Annotated in this window: 21 protein-coding genes; 16 read left to right on the forward strand and 5 right to left on the reverse strand. The window is 68.2% G+C overall.

Features of this window, described 5'->3' with window-relative positions; genetic code table 11:
- Positions 1-268: 268 nt before the first annotated feature.
- The 7 genes from JHN63_RS08555 (at position 269) to JHN63_RS08585 (ending at position 8,743) form a co-directional block, all read left to right on the forward strand.
- Positions 269-1,558, forward strand: a complete 1,290-nt coding sequence (locus JHN63_RS08555; protein WP_200678517.1) for a hypothetical protein — start codon at positions 269-271, stop codon at positions 1,556-1,558.
- 163 nt (positions 1,559-1,721) lie between these two features.
- Positions 1,722-2,234, forward strand: a complete 513-nt coding sequence (mobC, locus tag JHN63_RS08560; protein WP_307781849.1) for a plasmid mobilization relaxosome protein MobC — start codon at positions 1,722-1,724, stop codon at positions 2,232-2,234.
- A gap of 1 nt (position 2,235) precedes the next feature.
- Positions 2,236-3,945 (forward strand): relaxase/mobilization nuclease domain-containing protein, encoded by a 1,710-nt coding sequence (locus JHN63_RS08565; RefSeq protein WP_200678486.1) that lies wholly within the window; start codon positions 2,236-2,238, stop codon positions 3,943-3,945.
- Positions 3,946-4,696: 751 nt separating this feature from the next.
- Positions 4,697-5,266 carry a hypothetical protein gene (locus JHN63_RS08570; RefSeq protein ID WP_200678489.1) on the forward strand — a complete coding sequence of 190 codons (570 nt, stop codon included), beginning with the start codon at positions 4,697-4,699 and terminating at the stop codon, positions 5,264-5,266.
- A gap of 149 nt (positions 5,267-5,415) precedes the next feature.
- Positions 5,416-5,844 (forward strand): DciA family protein, encoded by a 429-nt coding sequence (locus JHN63_RS08575; protein ID WP_200678491.1) that lies wholly within the window; start codon positions 5,416-5,418, stop codon positions 5,842-5,844.
- A gap of 166 nt (positions 5,845-6,010) precedes the next feature.
- A complete protein-coding gene (gene dnaB / locus JHN63_RS08580) occupies positions 6,011-7,357 on the forward strand; it encodes a replicative DNA helicase (protein WP_200678493.1) in 1,347 nt (448 codons plus the stop codon).
- Between the two features lie 588 nt (positions 7,358-7,945).
- Positions 7,946-8,743 carry a DUF4145 domain-containing protein gene (locus tag JHN63_RS08585; protein ID WP_200678495.1) on the forward strand — a complete coding sequence of 266 codons (798 nt, stop codon included), beginning with the start codon at positions 7,946-7,948 and terminating at the stop codon, positions 8,741-8,743.
- Positions 8,744-8,890: 147 nt separating this feature from the next.
- Here the strand turns inward: JHN63_RS08585 and JHN63_RS08590 are convergent, their stop codons facing one another.
- The 4 genes from JHN63_RS08590 to JHN63_RS08605 form a co-directional block, all read right to left on the reverse strand.
- A complete protein-coding gene (locus JHN63_RS08590; RefSeq protein WP_200678497.1) occupies positions 8,891-9,592 on the reverse strand; it encodes a hypothetical protein in 702 nt (233 codons plus the stop codon).
- A gap of 93 nt (positions 9,593-9,685) precedes the next feature.
- Positions 9,686-10,141: a hypothetical protein gene (locus JHN63_RS08595; RefSeq protein WP_200678499.1), complete on the reverse strand. Its 456-nt coding sequence runs from the start codon at positions 10,139-10,141 to the stop codon at positions 9,686-9,688.
- A gap of 105 nt (positions 10,142-10,246) precedes the next feature.
- Positions 10,247-10,996: a DUF317 domain-containing protein gene (locus JHN63_RS08600; protein ID WP_200678502.1), complete on the reverse strand. Its 750-nt coding sequence runs from the start codon at positions 10,994-10,996 to the stop codon at positions 10,247-10,249.
- A 242-nt stretch (positions 10,997-11,238) separates the two neighbouring features.
- Entirely contained in the window at positions 11,239-12,021 is a 783-nt protein-coding gene (locus tag JHN63_RS08605) for a hypothetical protein (protein WP_200678504.1), read from the reverse strand.
- Positions 12,022-12,338: 317 nt separating this feature from the next.
- Between JHN63_RS08605 and JHN63_RS08610 the strand changes: the two genes are divergently transcribed.
- Positions 12,339-13,364, forward strand: a complete 1,026-nt coding sequence (locus JHN63_RS08610; RefSeq protein WP_200678505.1) for an NAD-dependent epimerase/dehydratase family protein — start codon at positions 12,339-12,341, stop codon at positions 13,362-13,364.
- A 6-nt stretch (positions 13,365-13,370) separates the two neighbouring features.
- Here the strand turns inward: JHN63_RS08610 and JHN63_RS08615 are convergent, their stop codons facing one another.
- Positions 13,371-14,699 carry a DNA-binding protein gene (locus JHN63_RS08615; protein ID WP_200678506.1) on the reverse strand — a complete coding sequence of 443 codons (1,329 nt, stop codon included), beginning with the start codon at positions 14,697-14,699 and terminating at the stop codon, positions 13,371-13,373.
- 519 nt (positions 14,700-15,218) lie between these two features.
- Here JHN63_RS08615 and JHN63_RS08620 point away from each other — a divergent pair.
- The 8 genes from JHN63_RS08620 to JHN63_RS08655 all read left to right on the forward strand — a co-directional run bounded on the left by JHN63_RS08620 (position 15,219) and on the right by JHN63_RS08655 (position 25,859).
- Positions 15,219-15,707 (forward strand): ATP-binding protein, encoded by a 489-nt coding sequence (locus JHN63_RS08620; protein WP_200678507.1) that lies wholly within the window; start codon positions 15,219-15,221, stop codon positions 15,705-15,707.
- A gap of 92 nt (positions 15,708-15,799) precedes the next feature.
- Positions 15,800-17,029 (forward strand): methyltransferase, FxLD system, encoded by a 1,230-nt coding sequence (gene fxlM / locus JHN63_RS08625; protein ID WP_234476312.1) that lies wholly within the window; start codon positions 15,800-15,802, stop codon positions 17,027-17,029.
- A 62-nt stretch (positions 17,030-17,091) separates the two neighbouring features.
- Positions 17,092-17,283, forward strand: coding sequence for an FxLD family lanthipeptide (locus JHN63_RS08630; protein ID WP_200678509.1), 192 nt, complete (start codon positions 17,092-17,094; stop codon positions 17,281-17,283).
- Between the two features lie 78 nt (positions 17,284-17,361).
- Positions 17,362-20,400, forward strand: coding sequence for a lantibiotic dehydratase (locus JHN63_RS08635; protein WP_200678510.1), 3,039 nt, complete (start codon positions 17,362-17,364; stop codon positions 20,398-20,400).
- Positions 20,397-21,545: a lanthionine synthetase C family protein gene (locus JHN63_RS08640; RefSeq protein WP_200678511.1), complete on the forward strand. Its 1,149-nt coding sequence runs from the start codon at positions 20,397-20,399 to the stop codon at positions 21,543-21,545. The genes JHN63_RS08635 and JHN63_RS08640 overlap by 4 nt, the downstream gene beginning before the upstream one ends.
- A 23-nt stretch (positions 21,546-21,568) precedes the next feature.
- Positions 21,569-22,549, forward strand: coding sequence for a thiopeptide-type bacteriocin biosynthesis protein (locus JHN63_RS08645; protein WP_200678513.1), 981 nt, complete (start codon positions 21,569-21,571; stop codon positions 22,547-22,549).
- Between the two features lie 134 nt (positions 22,550-22,683).
- The gene (locus JHN63_RS54210; protein WP_200678515.1) at positions 22,684-25,122 is read left to right on the forward strand and encodes a UvrD-helicase domain-containing protein; all 2,439 of its coding nucleotides are present in this window, start codon (positions 22,684-22,686) and stop codon (positions 25,120-25,122) included.
- A 56-nt stretch (positions 25,123-25,178) separates the two neighbouring features.
- A complete protein-coding gene (locus JHN63_RS08655; protein WP_200678516.1) occupies positions 25,179-25,859 on the forward strand; it encodes a DUF6009 family protein in 681 nt (226 codons plus the stop codon).
- The last annotated feature ends 43 nt before the right edge of the window (positions 25,860-25,902 follow it).

Raw genomic sequence — 25,902 nt, forward strand, 5'->3', positions numbered from 1 at the left:
ACGCGACCGTACACGCGGCCCCTGCGCGCAGACACCGCCGTGAACCGCTCACAGCGCGCACGCTCACCGCAAAACCGCAGGTCAAGCGATCACGCGAGCGTCCACGCCGTACACGCGTCCAAGCGATCACGCGCGGGGCCCCCTTTAGAAGGGGCCCCGCGTGTACGCCCCCTCCCTGAACACCCCTCACTCCCTCCCCTTCCTCCCCTTGGAGACCGTCTGCATGACGCTCGGCAGCACCGCACAAATAGACGCCGCCATCGACACCATGTCGCTCTTGCCTGACTGGACTACTTCGTCTGCGGCCGACGTAGTCCTGCCCCTCGTCGTAGCCCTGCTCGCTGCATGGCTGCTACGCCGACGCGCCCAGAAGCCCGGTACCGGGCGGCGACGTGGCACGGCCGCCATCCCAGTCGCCGCCGTCGCCGCGATCGGCTGCACCGCTTACAGCGCGGACACCAGCTGGCGGTTCGCCGCCGACTACCTCGACATGGGCGGCACCATCGAACGGGCCGCGATGTTCGCCGTCGCGGAACTCGCCCTGTTCGCCACCGCGCTGATGGCCCGGCAGAACCTCAACGGCCCGAAGCAGGCGCCCGGGGCGCCCGGCACCCTCACCTGGGTGATCACCGGCGTGCAGATCGTGCCCGCCTACGCCGAGTCCGGTCTGGTGGGCGGAACCGTGCGGGCCTTCGTCGGCCCGGTCCTGGCGGCCGTGCTCTGGCACCTGGCCATGGGCATCGAGCTGCGCAACCGCAGCCCGCACGCCGACTCCCGCAGCCTCACAGCCGTCCTCGCCCGACAGATGCGGGAACGGCTGTTGGCCCGTCTGGGGATTGCCGACCAGGACGCGGACGCCGCCCGAATCATCCGCGAGCGCGCCCTCGACCGGGCCGTGACCCTGATCCTCCGGGCAGAGGTCATGAAGCCCGAGAAACGCGACAAGCCGCGAGGCCGGCGCCTCACCCGCCGTCTGCACCAGGCACTGGAGCAGGCCGACGTCGACCGCGACAAGCGCCAGGACGAGCTGCTGCTGCGCAAGCTCGCCACCCGGCAACAGGCCCTCACTCTGGCCTCCATTCCGCTGCCCCGGCGCTGGCCCGCCCTTACCGCGGGCACGCCGAGCGGTTCCGCACCTGCCCGCCCGCGCGCCACAGCGACGAGGCGGGCAGAGAATCCGGGCCGCCCGCCCGAGAACGACGCGGGCGATGACACGGCCCACCGGGCTGCCCACCAGGAGCCCGAAACCCGCCCGCACACGCCCGCCCACACCCCCACGAGCCCCGCACCGGAACCGGGCGAGGAAGAGCCCGATGCCGATCCGGGCAAGGCCGCACGGGCGAAGCCGAACCGCCCGGGCCCCAAACCTCGGGCGACACGGGAAGCTCTCACCGCCTACGCCCACCGCATCCACGGCGAGACCGGACGTCTCTCCCGCGATCTGCTTGAGGACACCGTGCGCGAGGACGGCTACAGCGTCGCCAGCGACACCGCCGGCGAGGTCGTGCGCACCGTCAAGGCCGAGTTGAGGGCCGCTCGCACCGGCCACCCCCACTGAACCGCCCCACCCACAACGCCCGAGGAAGACTCGCCCAATGCACGACTCGCACCACGAACTCCCCACCGGACACAGGGAGATGGCTACCCCAGCCTCAACGCCAGCAAGCAATGGCGATGGACCGTCCATAGGCCGGTCCATCGCGGACCCCTCCGCCCCGGGGGTGGCGGAGGAGGAGCTCCGGCACGAGGGCGTGCCGGAGCAGGAACGGGTGGGCGCCGGCGAGCAGCCGCGCGATCCCTCCGTTGGGGCCACGCAGCGTGCGCCGTACCGCCGCGCGAACCTCGATGCGCAGCGCTCCGAGCACGTCACCGCGCGCTTCGCGCCGCACGAGAAGCACGACATCCAGTCGTCGGCGAAGACCGCTCACGTGACCATGGCCCGCTACATTGCCGACGCCACCATGGCCCGCGTCCGCGGTGAGATCACCGTCGCTGCCGAGCGCACGGTCTACGACGATGCGGTCGACGAGCTCGCCGCTATGCGGGCGCAGATCGCCCGGATCGGCAACAACGTCAACCAGATCGCCCGCCGCCTCAATGCGGACGGCGATCCACACCCTGTGGACGCCGCGATCCTCCACCGGGCGGACCGCCTGCTCACCACCGCCCACGACACAGTCCGGGCGATCGACGACGCCGCCTTCCGGGCAGCCGGGCAGAAGTGGGCGGTCTGAGGTGATCGCGAACATCGTCAAGCCGGGCAACCACACCTACGGCGTACTCGCCTACCTCTTCGACAAAGGCCGCGCCAACGAACACACCGACCAGCACATCGTCGCCTCCTGGGACGACTTCGTCCCCGACCCCGGCCCCTGGGACACCCCCGGCCACAAGCAACGGCTCGGCCAGCTCACCCAGGCCCTGGATCTGCGGGTCAAGCAAGCCGGCGACAAGGCACCTGAGGGACACGTGTGGCACTGCTCGATCCGCGCCGCGCCCCAGGACCACATCCTCACCGACGCCGAGTGGGCCACCATCGCCCGGCGCGTGCTGCACGCGACCGGCATCGCACCCGACAGCGACCCGGACGGCTGCCGGTGGGTTGCCGTGCGGCACGCGGAGGACCACATCCACATCGTCGCCACCAAGGTGCGCGGTGATCTGCGCCCGCCGCGGAACTGGAACGACTACCACCGCGCCATGAACGAACTCAGAGCCGTCGAGGAAGACTTCGGCCTCACCCAGGTTCCGCATGGTCCCGAAGCTGCTGCTGGCACCTCGGCGGTGAAGCGCTCCACCCGGGCCGAGGAGGAGAAAGCCAAGCGGCAGGGCCACGACAAGACCGCGCGTGAACGGCTGCGGCACGCCGTGCGTACCGCGCTGTCCCACGCGAAGGATCTGAATGAGTTCTTCAACCTGCTCGCCGATGCCGGCCTTCAGGTCGAGACCCGCACCCTGCCCTCCGGTGACCTCCAGGGCTACAAGGTAGCCCTGGCTGACGCCGGCACGACCGTCTGGTTCTCCGGCTCCAGCCTCGCCACCGACCTGTCCCTCCCCCAGATCCGACAGCGCCTGGCCGCCGCCGAGGCACAGCCCACCGCAGCCTCATCAGCTCGCCCTCACCGCCCCAGCCCGTGGCACGTCGCAACCGCTGCCGCCGAACGCATCCCCCACCACCTCACCCGCGCCGACGACGGTGCCATCCAGGCCCACCTGACCGTCTTCGGCGAAGTCCTCTACGCGCTCCCTGCCCATGCTCCTGTCCGACTCCAGGCCGAACTCCACCGTGCGGCTGTCGCCTTCGAACACGCCGCCCACACCCGCGCCCGCGCCGACCACCAGCACGCCCGCGCACTGCGGGGCGCGCTGAAGGCCATGCGCTACCAGCCTGCGGACCACACCGGGCTCGCCATGTTCTTGGACGCCGCCGTCCTCGTCGTCCTCGCAGTCCAGCGCCACAGCGCACTGCACCACCACGACCGGCAGGTGGCCGCCGCCCGTCAGACGCTCACGCACCTGCAAGCCGCCTACGCCCAGATAGCCCCTGCCAGCCTCGCCGCACTCGCCAGGCACAGTCCCTCCGACAGCACGGTGCACCGGTACGCCCTCACCCTGCACGAGGTCCTGCCCCGCCACGCCGAACAGATCCTCACCGAAGGCGACTGGCCCGCGCTCATCGCCACTCTCGCCGCCGTCGAAGCCGCTGGCCACAACCCGGCTACCGTCCTCCAACAGGCAGCCCAGCACCGCCCCTTGGACGACGCGAAGTCAGTATCCGAAGTCCTCGTCTGGCGCGTCCAACGCCTCGGCGACCGGCACGTGTCCAGCTCCCGAAGGTGGGGCGCGCTGGACCGCACTCCCCGTGTCTCGTCCAATGCGCGGACCACCACCGCGGCGCCCTCCACCTCCACACCGCTGCCACCCCGCGTGCACCGGTCACGATAAGCACGGCTCCCATCCACGGCGGCCGAGCGCGCTTCGCATCCCCCGTCGGGCTCCGCCCAACGCCCCTACCGAAGAAGCCGCCGTGTGCTCAGTTCCTGATGCCAGTCGGCCAACTACGCAATCGGGCGTGCAGATTGTCGCAATGGTGCCAACTCGGGCCGCTAATCTGGATGTTGCCGCCTGGGGCGAGCCAGCCCTACGGTCCCTCACGCATCGGAGGTGGTGGATGGCAACGAGCGTCCCTCCCCAGCAAGGCCCGGCAGATGATCGCGTGCCGTCGTGGGGTCGCAGGCTGACGGTGCCGTGTCCGGCCTGTGGTCTTCCAACGCACCGTCACCGGACCTTGCACTACGACGGGGTCAATATCTACCGGCCCCAGGCAGGGGCCGCCCCTGTTTCCGCGATCGAGGGCAGTGAACCTGACATGGAGGTGGCGTGGATCGCCCTGATTCCGGGTGATTACCCGGCACGGCGCTTCGCCGATGTCGAGGTCTACCATCTCGCCGGCGGGATCGCCTGGCCTGGACCTCACCACCGTGATTACGGCACCGCGCAGGTGGCTCACGACGCATGCTGTCCGGGCCTGCACAGTAGCCCGCCCACCAGCAGCCCCGGCGCGGGCGAGCTGTGGCGGGCGATGCGACTCCGGCTGGCCCGAAGCCCACGAAAGAGCAGCTGACCAAGGACTAGCCCTCGCACAGCCGCACGACGAATCCCCGGTCGGTGCCGGACATGAAAGAGAAGCCCTTCCATGAACCATGCCCAACTCGTAGCGCTGGGCCGTGCCTTGCGCGTCGCCGGTGAACACGAAGAGCGGCTCATCAGCGGCGAGGCCGTCCTCAATGTGGAGGAGATCCGCCAGGACCTCGAACGCGCGGTGGCCCAGCTGGACGAGACGATCAGCACACCCAAGCCAGTCACCCGATGCTCCGAGCATCCGAGCGGACCGGTCGATCAGGACGCCACCGACCTGTGTCTGCTCTGCGAGACCCGTCGCCGGGCAGGCCGACACACCCCTCCTGGGCCGCGCTCCGCAGACCGCGATGACGATGGCCCCGCAGCGCGGGTGCAGTCTCAGCACCGGCTGCGCGCCGAACAGCCGGAGCCGCAAAAGCGGTGGATCCCCGAGTTGTGGAACGGCCAAGCCTGGCAGGTCTGCGGAACACCTCGACGCAGCGAAGCAGACGCACATCAGTACCTGGCGCAGCTTTGGCAAGGGCCGAACCCGGCGCTCGCCTACCGGCTGGTGTACGCGTTCACGGACCACAACGTCGTGCGCACCTGGGGCACCCCCACCCTCCGTCAACAGGCCGACCTGTGACTCGGGAAAGGCCGGCGGGCGGTGAGCAGCTCCCAGATCTCGCCCTGCTCATGCTGCGACGAGCCAAAGAGGACGCCCGTCGGTACCGTTTCACCGAGCGATCCTCTTCCCGTGCCGTCCGTAGACAACCGCGCGGGCGGACGCCGCCCGTGCAGATCGGAAGAGCGCTGCTGGACATGTTCTCCGAGCACGGACTCTGGAGCGAGGCCGAAGGGACGCTGCTCAACTGCTGGACGTCCGTGGCCGGCCCGATAGCCAGGCACGTGGACCTGGCGGGATTCGACCGCGAATCTGGAACCCTCACCCTGTGCGGATCCTCCACTGCCTGGATCACCCAGCTCAAGCTCCTCGCGGACGTACTTATCCAACGGATCAACGACGAACTCGGCTCCCAGACCGTGCGCCGGATCCGACTGGTGAAGGAAGACGTAGCCGACTCTCTACCACCCACCGCCCTACTGGACGGCCCTCAGGCACAGCGATGGCAGCCAGTACCAGCGTTTCCCGACCCGGCCATCCAGGCCGCAGTTCACCGCCAAAACCAGTGCCTTCCGCGAGAACCTGCTCGCCTGACGTGAACCATCAGGCTCTTCGCCCAGCACCGCAACGTGAAGTGAGGGGCTTCATCCCCACGATGGCCATAGAGACGGTCAACCCCTCCCGCCGGGGCATCGCAGATACTCTCCCCGGGTGACCACTTGGCTGGTCACCCGGGGGAGAAGCCACAAGGAGGGGGATTCCAGAATGACCGTCGAGGACACTGATACCGCGCTGCACCACCCACACGATCTGCTCGCCGAGAAAGGCGTCCTGAAGGCGATGCTGCGGTCAAAGGACGCGATCGCCGACATCGTCGAAGTCCTCAGCGGTGACGACTTCTATCGGCCTGGTCACGCCCTGCTCTACGACACGATCCTCGACCTGTACGGGCGCAACCATCCAACCGAGCCCGCTGCGGTGATCGCCCGCCTTAGCGAGCACGAACAGTTGGACGAAGCAGGGGGCGCTGCCTATATCACCGCGCTGATTGACGGCCCTTCGCCTTCTCGAAAGTGGATTGCCGACGCCGAACGCGTAGAAAACGCAGCCCTGTTGCGCCGCACCAAGGCCGCTGCTGTCCACATCGAAGACCTGACCACCGATGCGCAGCCGGACTCCGCAGACCGGATCGCGGACGCTGCGCAGGCAGAGATCTTCGCAGCGACCACACGACGTCCCCTGCTGCCCCCAGCAAGTCCACTGAGTGACGTCATCGAAGGCACTCTCGACTGGATCGAAGCCGCCGGCAGCCGCAACGCCCCGCTGCCAGGAGTCCCCACGGGCTTCACCGATCTGGACGCTCTGACTGGCGGACTCCACCCCGGCCAACTCATCGTCGTCGCGGCCCGACCGGCCATGGGCAAGTCCACACTCGCGCTGGACTTCCTACGCACAGCCAGCATCCAACACAACCTGCCCACGGCTCTGTTCACGCTCGAAGCCGACCGCAAGGAAGTCGGCATGCGGATCCTGTCAGCCGAAGCCCGGGTCGCCCTGCACCACCTCCGCTCCGGCACGTGCACCGATGAGGACTGGACCCGGATGGCTCGCCGGATGCCGGAAGTCAGCGCCGCGCCCATCTACATCCAGGACGGCGCCTACGCCAACCTGCACGACCTTCGAGCCCACTGCCGATACCTGCACGGCCGTATGGGCGTCCAGCTCATCGTGGTCGACGCCATCCACATGCTCACCTTCGGTACGAGGCAGCTCGGCTCGCGCTACGAGGAAATCTCCGAGATCGCCCGGTGCCTGAAACTGCTCGCCAAGGAGCTGCGGCTGCCGATTGTCGCCATCTCCACTCTCAACCGGGGACCGGAGCAGCGCACGGACAAGAAGCCCATGATCAACGACCTGCGAGACTCCGGAGCGCTTGAAGACAACGCCGACGTGGTCATCCTGCTCCACCGCGAGGACGCCTACGAGAAGGAGTCGCCCCGCGCCGGCGAGGCCGATCTGATCGTTGCGAAGCACCGGCACGGTCCGACGGCCACACTCACGGTCGCCTTTCAGGGTCACTACTCGCGCTTCGTCGATATGGCGCAGCCATAGCCTGGGACCCAGTTGGATCTCGAATTTCGTGTCGGAATATCACGACCGATGTCGGATCGACGTCGGGTCCGAGCTGCCGACCACTCCAGCGCCACCCGGCACGCTCCGCCTCGCTGGGGTGGCGTTGCCGCCGAGGTGGTTCTGTTCACGAGTTCCCACGGCATATGTGGACAATTTCGGGAGGCGCCCCGGCCGTGGTCAATGTTCACGAGGACGGTAGGCACCTCGTCGCCGCTCCTTCGGCCAGGCAGAGGTCGATGTCAGCTGGGCCACGCGCCAACTTCAGCACGCCCCACAGGGTGATCTGACGTTCGATCATTTGGAGCCGCCGGGACTCCGGCTCGCTGCCCAGTTGCGTTCTGGGTCAACAGCGAGCGCGTGATCGAAGGGGCAGTCGAGAGGTCAACCGTGGGCCATTCACGGCTGACCTGCTGTCTGCTGACCTGCCCCGGACGTGAGTCTTTCCGGTACAGAAAATGCCGACGAGAACGATCATGCCCTTGCGGCTCAGCTGCACCCTGCGAGCCGCATTCGACCTACTCGAAAACCTCTCCCGTGGGGTCGTTGGCGCTGGCAAGATACGGCACCATGGCAAACCTCTTAATTAAGGATCTACGGGAAATCGCTAAAGGCTTCCCCGAGAGCCTGGATGACTGGCCCCACGTCCCGTGCCCCACGTGCACGCGAGGGGTCTTGCTCCCAGTCCCCGACTCGTTCGTGGCAGAGGAGTCGGTAACCAGCAAGTCCTTGCACGACCACGATGCGTGGGAACCCGAGTGGATTCGGGGTACTTTCCACTGCCTGCTCACGTGCAGGAAAGAGACCTGCGACCACGTGCGCGTCATCGGGGAGATGACTGTCGGCTGGGGAGGCCGGGACGACGTCCAGTACGAGCAGCACTGGACGCCGACCATGTTTTTCCCTGCGCTGCCCCTGCTCGAAAGTCGCGGCCTTTGCCCCTCGGAGGTCGGGGAGCGCGTGGACGCCGCAGCCAAGATCCTTTGGCTCGACCCCAACGCTGCCGCGAACAGGATCCGGGCGGCGGTCGAGGCCCTGATGGACGACCAGGGAGTCATCCGTACGAAGCTCAATCGCGCGGCGAAGGCCGTCAGGCTTAGCCTCGACAACCGGATCGCTACTTTCAAGACCGCGCTACCGCAGCACGCGGACGCCGCTGACCTGCTCCTTGCCGTCAAGTGGATCGGAAACGTCGGCAGCCACGAGGACGTTCTCCGCATCCCTGACGTCCTGGAGGGAGTCGAGTTCTTGGACCAGGCCCTGTCCTTGGTCTACGACACAAACCGCGACGACATGAAGAAGAGGGCATCCGAGGTCACAGCCCGGCAAGGACGGCCCGGCACCTTCTCCATCAAGGTCCCGTTCTGAATCAGTGACCGAGTACAAGCACGACGTGTATGGGCTTCTGCCGTTTCTGTGTCGACCACCTGCACTGGGGGGTGTGACCACGGGCGGGAGTTACCCGCCCGTGATCAACTCCGGTGGCACGCCGCTGCTTCGCCTGCCGATCCCTCCTCATCGCCCGGTAGACCTCACCACCCTGGCCTTGGCGACCGCCGTGCGCACGTAAGCATCGACAAGACCGGGGCTACCGGAGACCACGACGACCACCGTCCCGGTGCGGACGGCTGTCTGCTTGACGATGCTGTTGTGCCCTCCAGAGAAGAAGGTCAGCCACTGACTCCACTGCTCGTCGCCCAACCGGGCGGCGAGCACCTTCTGAGCCGTGACAGTGACGGAGGTACTGCCGCCGAGGACCTGGTACGTGGGGCAGGAGGTCATAGCGTCGAAGATCCGGCCCACGCCCTTCGAAAGCTTTGCCTCGGTGTCGCTGTACAGCTCCTCGCTCACCTGGGAACCACCGCCACCGGCGTAGGTGAAGGACACCTTCGCCTTGTGGGAGAAGGCGAGGCTGCCACCGACCGCAGCCTCGCCGCCGAGCTTCTCCAGCGCCGGGCAGCCGATCACGGAGATGTCATCGTGCCGCTCTGCGCGCTGCGGCTGCCGGATGTAGTCCTCACCCAGATCCCTCTCGTCCAGGAGCCGCTCGGCCAGCGCGGCCGAGGACAGCGGAGCGGACGCCGGGGCATTGTCGCCGTCCGTGTGTGCCGAGACAGCCGTCGAGGGAGTCGGGTCGCTGGAACCAGCACTGCTGGTCGAACAGCCTGTCAGGGCAAGGGCGGTGAGGCTGAGGACGGTCGTGGTGTGAAGGCGCATTCGAACCCCTTGGTGATCTGCGAAACGGACAGGTTGACCAAGCCGGCCCTCCAAGCGCCGACAGGGAGAAGGGAGCCAAGGGGATTCCGGGGTTCAGTGGCCGAGGTGGCGCAGGCCCTCTTCGAGGGTGGGGTGGAACCCGTCCACCGGACCGGAGTTGCGGTTGTACCAGGCCGCATCCAGGCCGCTCTCCTTCGTCTCGTGGCCGGCCTTGCAGCGCAACCACACCGAGTCGTCGCTCATGCAGAAAACGATCCAGTCCCGGTACGCGCCGCACCCAGGGCACGAACGGACCTCTCCGCCGACGACGAGCGGCTGCTGCCAGCGCATCATCAACCCGGCCACCTCCTGCCGAGACAGCACCCGCAAGTCCGGTGGCAGGAAGTCGGGTGCCACCGCTTCCTCCGCAGCCGGAGCCGGTGTGGTCGGCTCGGTGAACTCGGGCCACGGCCGCGTGACCTGTAGCTGCAGGAGCAACGCGTAGCTCGCGCGCTGGGCATCACGGAACTCACGATCGGCGCGACGACGCCGTGTGAATATTCGGAACATATGGTCTCCATCTCTCTCGCCTGGCGGGTGCAGCGAACAAACCGCTCAGGGGGAATCGGCGATCGGCGAGAAGCAGTACGACAGGTACTGCCGAGGTACGGGCCCTCAACTACGGCGAACCACCGTGAGCCGGTTCTCTGCGCCCTGGGGCAGGGTGCGGCGCGACACCAGGGCCGGAGAGGCCAGGGAGGATGCGAAGGTGGCGACCATGTCATGGGGGACGCTGGCGCTGAAGCTGGCGCACCACAGATAGGGGGCGCCGAGAACGGGTTCCGCCCATGCCTGCCATCCCACCGAGTCAGGGCGCGGATTCGCGTCCTGGACAAGCGGTGGCTGCAGTCCCAGCGAGACCGTGGCGGAGAACCCGGGGTCCATGGCGGTGGTGTGGGGGCAGTCGACGTCACGGACCCAGCCCTGAGCACCCAGCGCATCAAGGACTGCCGCGGGTCCCTCGTAGCTGATGTCGGGGGTCTCACGGGCGTCGATCGCCACGAGGAGGTCAGCAAGGACCTCGTACGGGAGGCCGGCGGTGAAGTAGGCGTTCCACTCCGTCATCACGGACGTGGCGTGCGAGCGGGAGCTCAGCTGCCACGCAACAGGCAGGCCGCCCAACTCGAACGGGTAGGCCGCGAGGATCCACTCAGCGCCGTACAGCCCATCCGGACTGACGTACATCAAGGTGTTGCGGGAGGTGGGCCACATGCCCCAGCCGAGGCCGGTCAAGATGGCCCCGACCTGCTCGGCGAGAACACCGTCGTCACCGGCCAGGTGGCACGGGGTGACCCAGTACAACGGCTGATGCGAGTCGGGGTGGAGAGAGTCGCTGGAGTGGTGCGGGTACAGGGGCGCCTCCATGGGTTCGGGGGTAGGTGCTCTGGCAGAGCGTTGTACGGTGACATGGTCTGCAGCAGCACACCAGTCCTATCAGGGGCTTTCCTGTCTGCCCCGAGCGAACTGGTGTCCTTTGTCACCGTAGTTAGCCGACTGCAGCCTCTTGACCTGCGACGACTGGATTTGATGACGACGCAGAGCCCCTGGCATTCCCGGCATACCACCGGAGGCTCCGTGTCGCCGTGCCGTCCTGCCGCCGGTGCCGCCTAGGAGCGTGGCCAGGCGGCCGGGGTGCCTGGCGGCAGCGGGATCTCGTCCAGCCTCAGCCATCGCTCGTGCCCGTCAGTGTCGGGCAGGCGGAACCGGATGTCCCTGCCTTCGTCCGGCTCGTACGCGGTATCCCCGACCGCCCGCAGCAGGGCCCGCAACCTCGGATAGGGAGCCTGCACCGCCCGTTCATGCACGCCCTCACCGCGCAAGGCAGCCAGCGCCAGCGAAGCGACGTTCACCCCGGTTCGCCGGTGGCCATCCGCATGAGCCACCACTTCCGGGTGGTCCAGGATGGAGGCCAGTGCTTCCGGCCCGGCGACGGTGTAGGTCAGCACCAGGTCCCCGCGCTGTAGTACTACCTGGGCGCCCGGCTCCATGAGCCCGCCGTCTTGCGTCGCATCCACCGACAAGGCCACCTTGCCGATCATCGGGCCCGCGCCGATCTCACGTACCTCATCAAACTGCTCCACGGTGGCGTCCACGATCCGCTCGGAATCGGGCAGGACCAGCACGCAGTGCCCGTTCCAGGATGTGCCCGTCCAGGACGGTTTCAGCGAGCCGTAGCGGATCCGGTCGCCGTTTCTGCTCCGGATCACCAGGTCTACCGGCTGTAGTTCGGCCCGTACCCCCAGCTGCCCGTAGGCGTTCCGCAACGTCAGGCACGCGTCCACGCAGACGTTCGCCGGGACGCTGCCGTCAACGATCGACACCCACAGGTGCGGCAACAACAGCTCCACCAACTGGTCCGGCTTCGCGTGCTGCAACAATGTCGCGGTCATGTCCAAACTCCCCCTCAGCGGCGATCCGCCGCCCGGTAACACCGGACCTGCCGCGCGGGAGTGCGGTGCCGAGGGACGGCGCGGTGCCCGCTTCTGCGGCGTGCGGTGCTTCCTGCCTCGCTTCTGCTTCGACATGGGCAGAGCGTAGAGATCCCAACTGGCCGAGCGACAGACCGCCTTGCTCATGCCGCTGCGGCTACTACGGGACCAGATCGACCCATCGACTGTCTTCGATAGCACGCCGACTGGGTTCGATGACAACAGACAACGGGCGCCCCTCTTCTCCCTTTGTCCTGCGGGAGGGCAGGATCTTGGGTATGAGGATTCTGGTCTTGGGTGGCACCTGGTTCCTGGGCAAGTGCGTCGTCGAAGGAGCGCTGCTCCGTGGCTGGGATGTGACGACGTTCAGTCGCGGCCGGTCCGGTCGGGATGTGCCGGGGGTGCGTACGGTCCGCGGTGATCGTACGGAGGCGGCGGATCTCAACCGGCTTGCTACCCAGGGCCCTTGGGACGCGGTGATCGATACGTCGAGTTCCGAGTTTCCGCCACGCGACGTGCGGCTGGCCGCACAGGCCCTGCGCAACGCGGTGGCGCGGTGGGTGCACGTGTCCACAGTGTCGGTGTACACGGGGTGGCCGCACCACACGTTGACCGAGGAGTCCGAGGTGCTGGAGTGCCCGTCGGACGCGGACGAGTCCTTCGGTTACACCGGCGCGGACGGGTCGCCCACCAAGTACGGGTTCCAGAAGGCCGGCGGGGAGCGGGCGGTCGCCGAGGCGTTCGGCGATGGGGCGGTGTTCCTGCGGCCAGGGGTCATCCTCGGGCCGGGTGAATACGTGGGCAGGCTGCCATGGTGGCTGAACCGGGCCAGCCGGGGCGGACCGATGCTGGCGCCTGCTCCGGCCGACCGGATCATCCAGCCGGTCGACGTGCGCGATGTCGCGGCCTTCGCCCTGGACCAGGCGGCTGCCAGCGCCGGCGGCGCCTACAACCTGGCCCATCCGGAGGGAATGGGGTTCGGCGACTTCCTGCTCGCCTGCCTTGCCGTCACCGAGTCGAAGGGTCACCCGGTGTGGGTGGAGCCCGAGGTGCTCATCGAGCACAAGGTCCGACAGTGGACCGAGTTGCCGCTCTGGCGTACCCACGCAGGCGTGTGGTCGGTGGACTCCACCAAGGCGGTGGCGGCCGGGCTGCGGTGCCGGCCGCTGACCGAGACGATCACGGACACGTGGGCCTGGCTGCGGGCCGACGGGCGTCCGGTGGATCACCCTCGCTGGGCGGAGCACGGAATCGCACCTGAAAAGGAGGCCAAGATCCTCGCTGCTCTGGCCTCCACCTCCTGAGTCGGCTCATCCCTCCAGAACGGCCAACGCGCCGACCCCCACGCCCAGTTGGTGCTGAGCGGCGAGGCGACTGAAGTGTTCCAGGCGCTCGCCCATTTCGTCGGCGAGGGGCGCCCGTCGGAACCGCTCGTCGGTCAATGCGCGGCGGACGCGCGCGGTACGGGTCAAGAGACCGGTGGCGCGCTGCTCACCGGGCACGATCCAGACGCGTTCGAGAGCATCGGCGGCGCCGTCGAGGTCACCGCACAGGAGCCGGGCCGCGGCCAGGTCCGCAGCAGCCCCACCCACGACGCGTGCGGAGCGGAGGGCCTCGGGCTTGCCGGCCACCAGGTCGAGCGCCGTCCGGGCAGCGGCCTCGGCCTGTTCGCCGTCGCCGAGCAGCAGACAGGTCGAGGCGTTGGACATGGCCAGTCGGTCGTCGGGGAAGCCGAACTCGCCCGCCGCGCCGTCATGCAGGTCGTCGATGTCTCCAGGCCCTTCCTGGCGAGAGGCGTTGAGCGCCTGCTGGGCCGAGGCCGCGTCGCCTCGGTGGCCGTGCGCGCGTGCCTCGATGGCCGCCAGGCGACGGTGTGCGACATCGCCTAGCCCGGTGAACATCTGCGCGCGCTGGGCGATCTGGGCCGCTTCGGCGGGCCGACCGGAGAAGTAGGCGATATAGGCGAGGGCACCGCCGGCGAAGGCCCGCAGCGGGGTGAAGCGGGCGGTCTCGCCGTACAGGGCGGCGGCCCTGGCGAGACGGGTGGCGCCGTCGAGCGAGCCGAGGTCGAAGGCTGCGGCGGACAGCAGCGCGCAGGCTTGTCCGGCGATGACCAGCAGGTCCTGCTGCTGGGCGGGTACCTGGGTGCGGTCGCGGTGCTGTTCGGCTTCCTCCCTCAACTTCCGTGCGGTCTGGAGGATTTCGAATGCCGAGAAGAAGTGGTAGCGGCGGGCGAGTTCGGCGACGTCGTCGCGCAGCTGGTCGAGTGTGGTGTCGGAGATGGACGCGGAGGCGGCAGCACCGGCCTCGTTGGACGCGTCGCGTGCGGTCATGTCGATCTCGTCTTTCAGGCTGAACGCGGGTGCGGGTGACTCGGCTGAGGGAGGCGCCTGAAACAGGGCAGTTGCGCTGACGCCGAACATCTCCTCCAGTACCCGGCAGGCATCCGGGCCGGGCAGGGTCCGGATGGTGCCCGCGGTCCAACGGCGGAACTGCGCCTCGGAGATCGTCGGGTTCGCGGTGCCCTTCCTGATGACCTTCTCGGCGGTGCGGGTGAAGTGGCCCACGAAGTCGCCGTAGCGCCAGTGACGTTGGGCCACCAGGGCCTTGAGCAGCGTCCTGGGACGTTCATCCATCATCGGCCCCTCTCGGCCAAAGAAGACCACTGACCAACCATCGTCGGCCTTTGGCCTGCGGCTCCCTCGCATTCAGGGGACCCCGGCATACGAGGGAGCCGCAACCGCCTTGGTGCAGACGACACTTCGAAGCTACCCGCGTGCCACGTGCGTCACCTGGAAGAGCGGCAGACGCTACCCGCTGGGCCATGGTGACGACATCCGTCCCGGCCTCACTCTGATCGCCGTCACCTAGTGCGAGGACACCATCTCCTGCGACGTACCCGCCGCTGGAGGCGTCTCCGCCCGGACAGTCCGTCTCTTCCCAAGGAGCACCGCCGTGAAGCAGGAAAGCCCCCCACCGGCCCTCCAGGACAGACGGCCGCTCTCCCACCGGACGTGCGGCCAGACCTGGCCCGTGCGGTTGCCCGCGAAGCCATGGACAACTCCGGCCGGTGGAGCACACGTTCATGCTGCTCTGGGCGCCTTCGACAACAGTACGTCGACGGTACGGCGGGTCCGGGACGCTCTGCGCAGGTGGGCATGATGGCGATTCCCCGACAGAGCACGAACGCCGGCCGCGTTCTGAGAGCGATCGCCATCCCGTTGGAGTCCGATCCGCACGCGGCGTCCAAGGCACGTAGGTCGACGCGCGACACCCTGACCTCTTGGGGCCTGGGCAACTTGGCCGACGACATGGTCCTGATCGTGTCGGAGCTTGTCACGAACGCCGTGCAACACGGCGAGGGCCCCATCGTGATGGTTCTGCAGCAGCGCGACGACACCATCCTGGCCGAGATCGCCGACGCCTCTCCCAGTCTGCCGGTGCCCCGCACCCAGTCCACCGAGGGCGAGTCCGGCCGCGGGTTATCCCTGGTGGAAGCGTTCTCCGACGACTGGGGATGCCGTACGCGACGAAGGCGTGGGGGCAAGTGGGTCTGGTGCAGCCGATCACTGAGCCCCGTGGCTACCTCGCAGGTGGGCCAACCCGCGCCCCCCGAGCTGGCACCCCTCGACGCAACCATCCCCTAGCCCCAGCCGACACAACCCACATCTCCTCCACGTCGCGACCGGCTCGGCAGAGACAGCCGAGAAAGAGAGAGCTCGTGAATAACGTCCTCGACATGACGACCCACCAAGAGGAAGCCCCCGCATCCGCTGAGCAATTGCGCGACGCGATGGTCCGAGAACTGATCGAAGTCGACGCCGCCCGTAGCCCGCACGTCGTGGCCGCGTTCCGCAAGGTCCCCCGGCATCTGGCCACCCCCGAACTAGACCTGGCCACGGCCTATCAGACGGAGTTCGCCGCGATCACGAAGAAGGACGCCGACGGTGTGGCCATCAGCTCGGTGTCCGCCGCCCGCATCCAGGCCATGCAGATCGAACAGGCCGACCTGCGGCCCGGTATGCGGGTACTGGAGATCGGCTCCGGCGGCGTCAACGCCGCCTATCTGGCCGAGATCGTCGGCCCCGAGGGCCTCGTCGTCACCGTGGACATCGACCACGATGTCACCGCACGCGCCGAGGAGTTCCTGGCAGAGACCGGCTACGACCAGCGGGTGCGCGTCGTCACCGCCGACGGCGAATACGGCGTGGCCGACCACGCTCCGTACGACCGCATTCTCGTCACCGTCCAGGCCGCCGACATCCCGCCGGCGTGGACCGAGCAGCTCGTCGACGGCGGCCGCATCGTCGTGCCCCTGCGGATGCGTGGCATGACCCGCACCGTCGCGCTGGTCCGCCACGGCGGCCAACTGATGAGCGACAGCGTCGAGTTGTGCGGCTTCGTGCCCATGCAGGGCGTCGGCGAGAACCGCGTTCGCCTGGTCCTCCTGCACGACGCCGAAGGCGAAGAAGTGGGCCTGCGTCTGGACGGTCACCCTGAGCCGGACGCCGACGGACTGCGGGCCGCCCTTCGCAGCCCCAGCGTCAAAGCATGGTCCGGAGTGACACTCGCCGGCGACGAGTCCAGCGAGCACTTGGACCTCTGGCTGACGACCGCACTGGACAATCTGCCGCTCCTGGCCGCGACCCCGGCCGCCCGCGAGCGCGGCCTGGTTGCCTCGGCCTCGCCGCTCGGGGTACCCACGCTCGTCGACGGCGACAGCTTCGCCTATCGAACTGTTCGACGTACCGAAAACCCGGACCGGTTCGAGCTCGGCGCCATCGGCCACGGGCCGCAGGGCCAGAAGGTCGCCGAGCGCCTGGTCGAGGAGATCCAGGTCTGGGACCGCGAGCACCGCAGCGACCGAGCACGGATCGAGATCCACCCGACGGGCGCACCGGACGGGCAGCTTCCCTCGGGCCGCGTCGTCGACCGCCCGCACACGCGGGTCCTGATCACCTGGCCGTAGAGCTGAGAGCGCCCACCGGCCAGGACAGCAAGGCACATCCCACTCACTCAGGAGGAATCGAGATGGCACCACAGGGCAGCACCACGCTCAAGGCCGCGACGGACTTCACGTCCGGCACCGATACGGACTTCGACCTCGACATCGAGACCATCGCGTCCGCTCCGGTCGTGCCCGGCCTGCTGAACGACACCGGCGACGGCTGCACCTCCACCTGCCAGTCCGCCTGCTCCAACAGCACCTGCATCGGCGGCTGATCAACCGCTGAGGGGCGGGGCCGGGGTCACCGGTCCCGCCCCTCGCCACACAAGACGACGAACGAAGGAGGCATTGCGATGTACGACGCCGTCGACGCGGTTCTGATCAGAGCAGCCGCACGGCCGTTGGATGCCCCACAGCCTCCCTGGCCGGACCTCGGCGGCAACACCTCCGGCGACGTCGAGCGTTGGCGGGAGTGGATCGGCGAGGTCTGGGCGGACGAGGCCATAGTGGCGGCCATCGAGGTCGCCAGCCCTCTGCTGGTCGAGGCCGTGCACGGCGTACTCGACGGCCGTAACCAGCGACCGCGCACCGTCCGGCGCGCTGTCATCTCGCTGATGCGCTACCTGTTGCGGATGCAGCACCGTGCCACGCCCTTCGGTCTGTTCGCCGGCCCCACGCCCGTACAACTCGGAGACCGCGCCCAGGTGCGATGGGGTACCGAACACCGGGCGTCCGTCCGAGCGGACGCCGAGTGGCTCACGGAGATCGTCACCGCCCTGGAGCAGAACACCGACCTGCTGCGGCACCTGCCCGTGATCGCCGATCACACGTGCGTCGTCCGGGGCACCAGAATCGCCGTACCGCACCAACCGGGTAGGGACGGTCCTGCCAAGGTCACCCTGCGCCGCACCCCCGCTGCCGACGCAGTCCTCGAACTCGCCCGCGCGCCGATCACCGTCGAGGACATCGTCGCCAAGCTGCACGCGAGCTACCCCAGCACACCCACACCGGTGATCGAGGACATGGTTCGGGACCTCGTCGCCCACCGGATCCTCATCACCAGCCTGCGGGCTCCCATGACCTGCGACGACGCACTCGGCCACCTGGTGGCCCAACTCGACTCTTTCAGCACAGATCCCCAGACGGAGACAGCCGGGCACCTCCGCCGGATCCACCAGCTCCTGATCCGCCACAACCACGCTCCGGCCGACGAGCAGCGGACCCTCCGCACCGAGGCCACGAAGCGCATGACAGCCGCGACCGGCGTGAACGGGCGGACCCTGGTGGTGAATCTGCGGCCCGACTGCGATGTCGTCCTGCCCGCCGAGGTCGCACGGGAAGCAGAACGAGCCCTCCAGGTCATGGCCCGTATCTCGCCCTACCCTGCCGGGCCTCCGGCCTGGCAGGACTACCGCGTCCGCTTCCTGGAGCGCTACAGCATGGGCGCCCTCGTACCCGTCCGCGACCTCACCGACCCCGACATCGGCCTCGGATTCCCGGCCGGCTACCGCGGTTCCCTCCTCAAGCGTCCCGTCCAGGCCACCACCCGCCGGGACGAACACCTTCTCGCCCTCGCCCAGGACGCCGCGATCAATCAGGCACGCGAGATCACGCTGACCGAAGAGGACCTCGCCGCGCTCGCCGTCGGCGAGGTCTCCCAGGTCCCCGCCCATGTCGAGCTGTGCTTCTCCGTGCTCGCCACCTCCCTGAGCGCCCTGACCCAGGGCCGATACAGGCTAAGCCTCGCGGGTCTCTCCCAGGCGGCGGGCACCACGACCGGCCGGTTCCTGACCATGCTGGAGTCGGCCGACCGCGACCGCATGACATCCGCGTACGCGTTCCTGCCGACCCTCACCACCGCCGCGGAACGCGTACAGATCTCCAGCCCGCCGCTCCGGCTGCGCACCCAGAACGTCAGCCGAGCCCCCGCCGTCGTACGGCACGTACTCTCGCTGGGCGAGCACAACCCCGCCGCCACGCTCGACCTGGACGACCTCGCCGTGACCGCGGACTCCCAGCGCCTCTATCTGGTCTCGCTGTCCACCGGCCGGCTCGTCGAACCGTCGGTGATGAATGCCGTCGAACTCACCAACGCCACCCACCCGTTGGTCCGCTTCCTCACCGAAGTGCACCGCTCGCACACCGCGGTACTGGCCCCCTTCGCGTGGGGAGCAGCCGCCCGACTGCCGTTCCTGCCCGAGGTCCGCATAGGCCGCACCATCCTCTCGCCCGCCTGCTGGCGCCTCCGGACGCGCGACCTCGTTCACGACGACCATCCCGACTGGCTACGCCACTTCACCACCTGGCGCTGTCGCTACGGCGTGACCCGCACCGTGTTCCTCGGCTCCGACGACCAGCGTCTCCGCCTCGACCTCGACCACCCCACCCACCAACAGCTCCTGCGCATGGAACTGAGGCGCACCGGCAGGGTGACGCTGCACGAGGCGCCCGAGGAGGGGGCGTACGGCTGGCTGGGCCGCGCCCACGAGATCACCATGCCGTTTGCCTCCACAGTTGCACCGGCGGTTCACCGCCCCCGAACGACGGCGGTTGTACGGCGCGACAGCGGCCGTCTGCCGGGCACCTCCGCATGGGCGTACCTGAAGATCTACTGCCACCCCGAACGTGCCCCGGAGATCCTCACCACGCACCTGCCCATCCTGTTCCAAGACCAGGCGAGCGGCGAACCGTTGTGGTGGTACACGCGCTACAGCGATCCGGACACCCACCTGCGCCTACGGCTCCGGCTGCCGACCCCGGACGCCTTTGGCACCACCGCGCAGCAGATCGGAGACTGGGCGGCAGAACTCCGCAACGATGGGCTGATCCGCCGCATCCAGTGGGACACCGACGAACCGGAGACCGGCCGCTACGGCACCGGCGACACCCTGGCCATCGCCGAACGAGCCTTCGCCGCTGATTCCACCGCCGCGGTCGCCCAACTGAGGCTCGGCCTTCCTCCCCACCTGCAGTCGGCCGTCACGGCTGCCAGCTTCGTCGACATCACCGCCGCCTTCACCAACAGCCCGGCGGCCGGGAACCGCTGGCTGACCGAGCACCTGCTCAAGGGAGAGGGCGAGATGCCTTCGCGCGATCTCCAAGCACAGGCCATACAACTGACCACCCCAGACGGCGACTTCGCCGCCCTGCGAGCCCTGCCAGGCGGCGAACACGTCGCCGCCGCCTGGGCCCACCGCCGCCGTGCGCTGAAGACGTACCGGACCGCCCTCGCCGACCACGGCGCCGAACCCACCGACGTCCTGCCCTCCCTGCTGCACATGCACCACAACCGGGCAGCCGGCATCGATCCCGACAGCGAGGCCACCTGCCGCCGCCTCGCCCGCACCGCCGCCCTGTCCTGGAACGCACGCACCGAAGGAGTACCGCAGTGACCGCCGCCGTCACACCCAACGCCGAGCGGGACACCGCCTTCCGGCAGTCGCTCGCCCACGGCTCTCTCGGCGGCACCCTGCTCCACATCGAGCACGCCTGCCGGGGCCATGGATCGTGGCAGGACGTCCACCGCCAACTCACGGCCGTCGGACCGCTGTTCGACGGAGACACAGCGGGACTGTTTCTCGGCGCACCCGCGATGACGTACGTCCTGCACTTAGCCAGCGCCGGCAGCAACCAGTATGTCAGCGCCCTGAACGCCCTCGACCGGATCGTGACCACCCACACGCGCCGCCGACTGAAAACAGCCCACACCCGCATCGACCACGGCCAACCCACCAGCTTCGCCGAGTACGACCTACTGCGCGGCCTCACCGGCCTCGGCGCCCTCCTCCTGCGCCGCGCTCCCGACGGCGCAGAGATCAAAGCCGTCCTGGAATACCTCGTGCGCCTGGCCGAGCCGCTCCCCGGCCCCAACGGGCGCCCCCGGCCCGGCTGGTGGGTGGGCCACAGCCCCGTCGACCTCGGCACCCCCACCCCCGGCGGCCACGCCAACGCCGGACTCGCCCACGGCATCACCGGACCCCTGGCTCTCCTCGCACTCGCCCACCTGCGCGGCATCACCGTGCCCGGCCACCAGGAGGCCATGATCCGCATCTGCCACTGGCTGGACCGGATACGCGTCAGCGACCACCGAGGAACCCAATGGCCACGCTGGATCACCGATACCACCGCGAGCCCCGCGCACCCAGCGGCGCCCTCCTGGTGCTACGGCACCCCCGGCCTCGCCCGCGCCCAGCAACTCGCCGCCCTCGCCCTGGGCAACACCGAGCGCCAACGCATGGCCGAACGAACACTCCTTCACTGCTTGTCCGACCCCCTCCAACTCGACCACCTCACCAACCGCGGTCTGTGTCACGGCGTCGGCGGCCTCCTACGTACCGTCCAACGCGTAGCCATGGACGCCGACGAACCACACCTCTTCACCGACCACCTGCCCCGGCTCACCCGCCGTTTCCTCTCTGTAGGTCCTCCCACAGAGTCCGGGTTCCTCGAAGGCGCAACCGGCGCGGACCTCGCCCTCCAAGACGCCGAAGCAGGCACACCCATGGGCGACTGGGACGCCTGTCTGCTTCTCATCTGATGCCCGCTGCTGAAGGGTTCTGGATGGATCCACCGCATGGCAACAGTGCCGTCGAGCAAGCCATCCTGGCCGTTCTCACCGGCGCTTCGATCGCAGAGGCCGCCGCACGAGTGGGCTCGTCCGCGGATCGCCTTACGGAGGCCGCCGCGCGATACCGCGCGGCCGGGCGAGCCGCCCTCGACGCACAACCCGAACTGTCCCGGGGGCACCAGGTGAACATCGAGTTCGCCGACTACTCGACTGCCGAGCGCGTCTTCGGCGCCTACCTCCTACCGCTCTTGCAGCAAGAGACTGAGACCGGGACGCTCGTCGCGTGGTGGTTCGTCCGCAAGCACCCCTGCTGGCGCCTTCGCGTTACCCCCGGCCCGCCCACGACCATCGACGGTGGGACGAAGCCGATCAGCACGGCCCTCGACAACGCGGTCTCGCAAGGCGTGGTCACGCGCTGGTGGCCGTCCCTGTACGAGCCCGAAACCACTGCCTTCGGAGGTCCGATCGGCATGGACATAGCCCATGACATGTTCCACACGGACAGCGTCGGCGTCCTTGACTACCTCCACCGCGACAACACAGACGACCGCGGACGTCTCGATTCTAAGGCAACCTCGCTCCTCGTCATCAGCCTCCTCCTCCGCGCCGCCCACCAGGAATGGAGCGAGCAGGGCGATGTCTGGGCACGCGTCGAAGCAGCGCGCCCCCTCCCCGACGACGTCCCTGTCGAGCGTGTCACCGCCATGACCGGCGCAATGCACCGGCTCCTCACAATCGATGCCGTGCCCGCCCTCGCGCCCGGTGGTCCGCTCGCCCCTACGGCCGAATGGATCGCCGGATTTGAACGCGGTGGCCGTGCCCTCGGCCACTGCGGACGGGAAGGACAACTCACCCTCGGAACACGCAGCATCCTGGCCCGGCACATCCTCTTCCACTGGAATCGCATGGGCTTTACCACCCGCCAACAAGCCATCTGGGCACACGCGGCAAGAGAGACGATCCTCCGAAATTGACCGCGCGCTCCCCGACCCACGTCTCTACCCCGCTTGGCTATTGGCCTCCATCCACAGGACACACCACCGAGCACTGAACGTAAGACCATATTGACGTTTGGTCACGAGAGAGGGCAGCCTGCGGGATGCGGTACATGAGGCCGCGCTTCCCAGAGAGGACTCCTGTGGCCATTGCGCCGACCCAAGAGCAGCAGGCCGCCCGCGAGTTATTCGCCTCGGGCCGGGATCTGGCCTTGGTCGCTGGGGCCGGAACCGGCAAGACTTCCACGCTGATCCTGATGGGCGCCGCCACACGTAAACGTGGGCTGTACGTCGCCTTCAACCGGTCGATCGCCGACGACGCGCGCGGACGTTTCGGGCCGAACGTGGAATGCCGCACCGCGCATTCCCTCGCCTTCCAGGCAGTGGGGCATCACTATCGCGAGCGCCTCAACAACTCGGCGCGCATCCCCGCCAAGTACACCGCCCAGATGCTGGGCATCACCCGCGACTTGGACGTCAATTCCCGCCGTATCAAAGTCAATCACCAGGCACGCCTCGTGATGGGCATGATCCGGAGGTTCTGCTACACGACCGACCGACAGGTCATGGCGCGCCACATGGAGTGGGTCAACGGCCTCGACGACCAGGCACAAGAGTTCCTCGCGCGCACTCTGCTGCCCTATGCGCATCGGGCCTGGCAGGACATCTGCTCCGTCTCGGGCAAGCTGCGGTTCGAGCACGATCACTACATGAAGTTGTGGGCGATGACCGAGCCGGTGCTGCCCACCGACTTCGTCCTGCTCGACGAGGCCCAGGACACCAACCCCGTCCTGGAGGAGGTCTTCCTCGCCCAGGAGGCACAGCGGATCTGCGTCGGTGACCCGGCCCAGCAGATCTACGGATGGCGCAGCGCGCGGGACGTGATGACCGGCTTTCCCGCCGATCACCTCCACCTCACCCAGTCCTTCCGCTTCGGTCCGGTAATCGCCACGGTGGCCAACCGCTGGCTCAGGCACGCCGAGTCCGAGATGCAGCTCACCGGGCACGGCCCCAGCTCCTCCCGCATCGACAAGCTGGCGCACCCGGACGCGGTGTTGTGCCGAGGCAACGCCGACGCCATGCAAGAGGTCCTGGCCTTCCTGGAGCTGGGCATCCCAGTGGCACTGACCGGCGGCGGCAGCGCACTCCACCGCATCGCGGAAGCCGCTATGGAGTTGAAGGCCGGAAAGCGCACCAGCCACCCCGAGCTGTTCCTGTTCAGCTCCTGGGGCGAGGTGCAGGAGTACGCCGAGCAGGACAAGGCCGCCCAAGACCTCAAAGCCATCGTGCAGCTGGTGGACACCTACGGTCCTGACCAGATCATCTCCGCGGTGGACCGGCTTTCCCCCGAGCAGGACGCGAAGGTCACCGTGTCCACCGCCCACAAGGCCAAGGGCCGTGAGTGGTCTTCAGTCCGGATCGGCAAGGGCTTCATGGCTCCCTCTGTCGACGACGACGGCCTGCAGCGTCCGCTGAACTCCAGCGAGGCCCGCCTGATCTACGTCGCGGTCACCCGCGCCCGCCACCAGTTGGACATCGACGGGATCACCTGGATCGACGCGTACGAGACCTCCATGGCCGGCGCAGGCCAGGACGGCACCGTGGCCGGGCGACCGATGATCGAGCTGAGCCTGACCGGCCAGTTGAAGTACGACACCTCGCCCATCTCGGAGTTCATGGCGCACCGCCTCCCCTACAGCGAAAACCTGGTGCGCGACTACCTGGGCCGCATCGCTCGCCTTCCGCAGCCCGTCCAGCCCATCGACGTACAGCATCCGAACTGGTCGGCACTCGGCCACGCCATCGACTACCGACTGCGTCTGTCGCTCGGTGGACGGCTCGGGCCCGCTGTGACCCTTGGCGTCTGGGCTCTTGACGGCGCTGAGTCTCTTCGCGGGGCCCCTGGGCCGGAGAGCCGGAAGGCCCTGCACGCTGCGGGACAGCAGCTTCTGGCCGCCGTCGACGCCTACCTCGCCGCCCCGCGAAGCATGGACGACGACGCACTTACCCGGCTGTGCTTCGTCGCCGGGTTCTTCGAGGACATCGCCCGCACCGGTCAGATCCGCCGATTCAGCATGCTCGCCGGGGCCAGCCCCGCGACCAACCTGGACGACCTCACAGGTGCTGTCCCCACGTACGTACTCGACGATATCGGCCAGCAAATGCGGCTCGCCACCAGCCCCTTCGCCGACTTCCGCGGTCTGCCGCCCAAGGCCCGCGTCTGCGGTCCGGTGTTCACCGGCAGCCGCGACATCGGAGGAGCCGACGCCGACTACATCCTCGACGGCCTCCTGCTGGACTGCAAAGCCACCAAAGACCCTCGCCGTCTGGGCCGCGACGAGATCTACCAGATCGCCGGATACCTGCTCCTCGACTACGACGACCAGTACGGCATCGACCACGTCGGCCTCTACCTTTCCCGCCAGGGCGGCCTGATCACGTGGGAGGTGGGTGAGTTTCTCCGACGGCTCGGCGGCGACGCTCCGCTCCGACAGTTGCGTGACCAGTTCCGCCTGCATCTACGCAGCGCAGGCCGGAATCAGAAGCCGTAGCGCCGAGGTTCCCCACCAACCCGACCACGACCAGCAGACACCCGGGGAGAATCCGAATGAGCAAGGACCCAGCCGACCTCCAGCACGAGGAACGCATCGTCTGGACAGAGGACATCGCCAGATTCGACTACGTGCGTGAGTCCCTCACCACCGACGCCGGCACGCGGGCACGCCCGGTTTCCTGGCACGGAGCCGGTCGCCGAGTCGGATACTCGACCCTCAAGCGCGACGCCCCAAGCAACGACATGGCTGGCAGGTTCACCAGACGAATCTTCTGGATCAAAGAGCACGACCGCTCCGAACGCCCCGACGGGGTCTACAAGGACGCCACTCCCAGCGAGGGTGTGGACCCCCGAACCGTCGCCCCCGGAGTCTGGGGTGAGGTCACAGAACGGGCCTGGGGCGGCCCACTTCCTGTCCCGTCGGACACACCGATCTCCGCCACACAGCAAGAAGCGAAGGAGCGCGTACGCCAGCCCGCCCAGCCTGGGCCATCGCAATCGGCAGCGGCCTCCTTCAAGGAGACGCGCGCTGTTGAACAGGGCGTGACGAAAGCCTTCGCCGACTGGCTCTACCTGCACGAGGTGAGCGTGCCGGAAACCCTTGGGGCTGCTGTCGGCGAGGAGTTCAAGCGCTGGCTGTGGGCCAACAACGAGGAGCTGATAGCCGCCATCGCCAACGCCGTGGCCCGGCAGACCACGCTCCCGAAGCAGCCGCCCTCCACAAACGAGCAATGATCGAGCCAGCAGTTGTCGACTGAGAGGGCGGTATGTGACGTGA

The sequence above is a fragment of the Streptomyces sp. MBT65 genome (assembly GCF_016612545.1).
Lineage (GTDB): Bacteria > Actinomycetota > Actinomycetes > Streptomycetales > Streptomycetaceae > Streptomyces.